The 3,146-nt window shown below is 26.9% G+C and carries 3 protein-coding genes; 2 read left to right on the top strand and 1 reads right to left on the bottom strand.

Annotated elements, in window-relative coordinates:
* Window positions 1–1,349, bottom strand: a 1,349-nt coding sequence (locus ACIQ56_RS16060) for a sensor histidine kinase (protein WP_397602049.1), incomplete at its 3' end; no start/stop codon positions are given.
* A gap of 416 nt (window positions 1,350–1,765) precedes the next feature.
* Between ACIQ56_RS16060 and ACIQ56_RS16065 the strand changes: the two genes are divergently transcribed.
* Window positions 1,766–2,425 (top strand): hypothetical protein, encoded by a 660-nt coding sequence (locus ACIQ56_RS16065; RefSeq protein ID WP_397602050.1) that lies wholly within the window; start codon window positions 1,766–1,768, stop codon window positions 2,423–2,425.
* Window positions 2,426–3,010 carry a hypothetical protein gene (locus ACIQ56_RS16070; protein WP_397602051.1) on the top strand — a complete coding sequence of 195 codons (585 nt, stop codon included), beginning with the start codon at window positions 2,426–2,428 and terminating at the stop codon, window positions 3,008–3,010.
* Window positions 3,011–3,146 lie beyond the last annotated feature (136 nt).

Below are 3,146 nucleotides of genomic sequence, written 5' to 3' on the forward strand. Positions count from 1 at the left end.
CGCCAATCAAATATTTTATCCTGAATATCTGAAGAAATTCCTTCTCCATCATCAATAACTTCAATATAAAGTTCACCATTATTATTTATTTTCCAATCCACTAGGCAATATGAATTGCAAAAATAAATAGCGTTCCTAATTAAATTTTGTAAACATCTCTCAAGTTTTCCATGATCACAGAAAATAATAGGAGTTGTTAAAGATGGTGAAACGATCATTTTAGAATTTCTTTTTTGAGCAAACCAACTTATTTCAGAAACTAATTTATTAAAATCAAAAATATCATTTTTTTTATTTAAAAGTTTTTCATTTTTAGGATCTCGAATACTTTCTATTAAAGAGTGTAATTTGATTAAAGCTAAATTCGATTTTCTATAAACTTCTTCATTGTTTATAGCTTTTTTATCATGTAGAAGCTCTTCAAAAACAGATAAAGGACTTTTAAGATCATGGATAATTTGAGAAACAACTTTGCCCGTATCAATATCATTTTGATGACGTATCAAAGAATTCATCATTTCAAGTTTTTCTGCTTCAAATTTTTCAAGTTTTCTAAAAGACTTCAATAATGTCAGTCTCATGCGTCTTATATGATTAAATTCAAAAATTTTATTTGATTTAAACATACAAGAATTAAGACTATTTAAATTAAATTTCTTTAAAAATATAAACACAGGAGTAATAGCAAAAATTGTTATCAAAACATAGAGTACAAAAAAAACAAGAATTACAATAAAATCAATATGTAATGACTTTTTTAACAAATCATCACTAAAATATTGAAATGCCGATTTTTTTGCTCCAATAATTACTGTAATATTTTCAGAATTTATTATTATTTTTTTTGAAATAAAATAAGTATCAGGATATAAAATATTTAATCCTATTTCAGCAGAATTTTGTAATATTAAATCTGTCGAATTATTTTCATTTAAATACTTTAATTTTTTATATTTTAGTAAATTCTTTTTCACTCCAAAAGGAGTAGCTAAAAATCCTTCTTTTTCGTTAAAAAACAAAAAAACAGAACTTTCATCTAAATTATAAATTTCTTTAGATAATTCTGACAAATTTTTTCCAGAGGAGGAATTTATATTTTTAATCAATAAAGGAATTAACTTTTCTTTTTGTAGAAGTGATTTTTTCATAATATAAGACTGAGAATAATTTATAAATCCATCTATACGGTATTTTTTAGAAATTAAACTCAATCCACCAATGATAATATATAATATAAAAATCCATATTAATATTGATCTAAAATAACGTTTAAAAGAGTGGATATTTAATTTTTTTGTAATTGAAATGTTACTTAAAATATTTTTCACAAATTGCTTAAATTTCAGCACTTTACCCCCTTGAATTATTTAATTGCAATTTGTTTAAAAGAAACCTACTGATATTAAAGGAATTCCAGAGTCAATCACAAAGAAACAAACATTATTCGAAACTATCTTGATAAATTATATGTATCAAGATATTTTTAATATATTTTAAGGCTAACCCCTAAAAATGATGATCACCATTTAAGCTGATGTAATTACTATATATATTATATTAATACGAGATAAATTAAATTTAAACATGAAATATTCATCTTGATAAATTATAAATTTATAACTATAGTTACCTTGAGCTTCTTTTAAAAGGAGCTTCTTTAAGCTAATTTTTACATGAGTCTGTGTATATAGCTGAGTTTATTTAATTATCTAGTGGAGATTAGCTTGCTAAACCTACATATTAAAAAAAAAAATCTGCTAAAATATTGCGCACTTTAACTCCTATCGTATTTTTATTTTCAATTAACTGCACTAGTTTAGCTGACACCCCAAATGCGAGTGATACTTCAGGGATTGACTCAATTAAAGGTAATGTTGATACTGCGACATCTTCAGCAAATACAGCTAAAGAAACAGGGAATACCGTCAAGGAGTTTATTCCTAAAGATAGCGATAATCCAAATGGAAAATCTTCCCCAAACTCTCCTCCTCCTAATTCTAATCCTCCTAATAAACCTGGAGGAATATTTGATCGAATTTTTGGAAGAATTTGCTCAGTGCAAATAAATACACAAAGAGAAGCAAATAACAATTCATCTATTCTCACTGAAATTGTTATTATTTACAAACCTGAATTATTTTCACAAATTTCTTCAATAACGGTGAAAGATTGGTTTACAAATACGCAAACAATTAAAACGCTGAAAAAATCAAATGATATGCAAATTTATCGCTTTGAAATCACCCCAGACTCTTTGCAATCATCGTATTTAATTGATGTAAATTCAAGTGCAGTAGGTGCTTTTTTATTTAATAGATTAACGAATAATTTAAATACTTATCCTGTTCAAATAAATCCATACAAAGATTTAAAGGTAAGTTTTTTCAACTTAGGATTTAATTACTTACAAGATTCGGAGAAATAAATGGAAATAAATGCTTATCAAATACCGCCTAATAACGATATTTATATTCAACAAAATCTTGTAACAGATATATCTAAAAATACAGATTACGATAGTTTTCATATTTTTGCGAATCAAAGCATTAGCTATAAACAAGTTCTAGGTCAAAATTTATTCCCAACAACGACTGAAGTTGGTATTGAGCTAAATCATTATTTTCAAACTTCTATGTTTTGTAGTTCTACTTTTCAAAACTTTTTTATAGATGATAAACAAAAAAAATTAATTGATAATTTTTGGTACTGCGGTAACGCACTCGCTGTTGTTCCATTTGCTTCATCGGTTATTCATCCTAAATTCAAAATTTATGGTGGTGCTGGGCAGGCCTACGGAACAGATAATACCAACTCTAAAGTACCAAAAAGTTTAGTTCTTTATTACTGGTCGCTAAAGCCTACCGCATTAGCAGAATTTAATATTTCAGAAAGTTTTAAATTCTCTTTAGGAGCTGCTTATCAACTTGTTTTTTCAAATGATTCTAGCGATTTAGCAACAAATACCTCTGGATTAGAAGGCACCGCTTCTATTTCATATAACTTTAAGTAATAAAAGGATTTCATTATGGTGCGCCAAGATAAGTGCGTAAGAACCAGTGAGTGCGAATCTCACCCACGTAAAGATTAGCCATCAGCGTGGAAGTAAGCAGTGCGATTAATAAGGTAACAAATTAATTGAAGCCATT

The organism is Silvanigrella sp. (genome assembly GCF_044369315.1).
Classification (GTDB): domain Bacteria; phylum Bdellovibrionota_B; class Oligoflexia; order Silvanigrellales; family Silvanigrellaceae; genus Silvanigrella.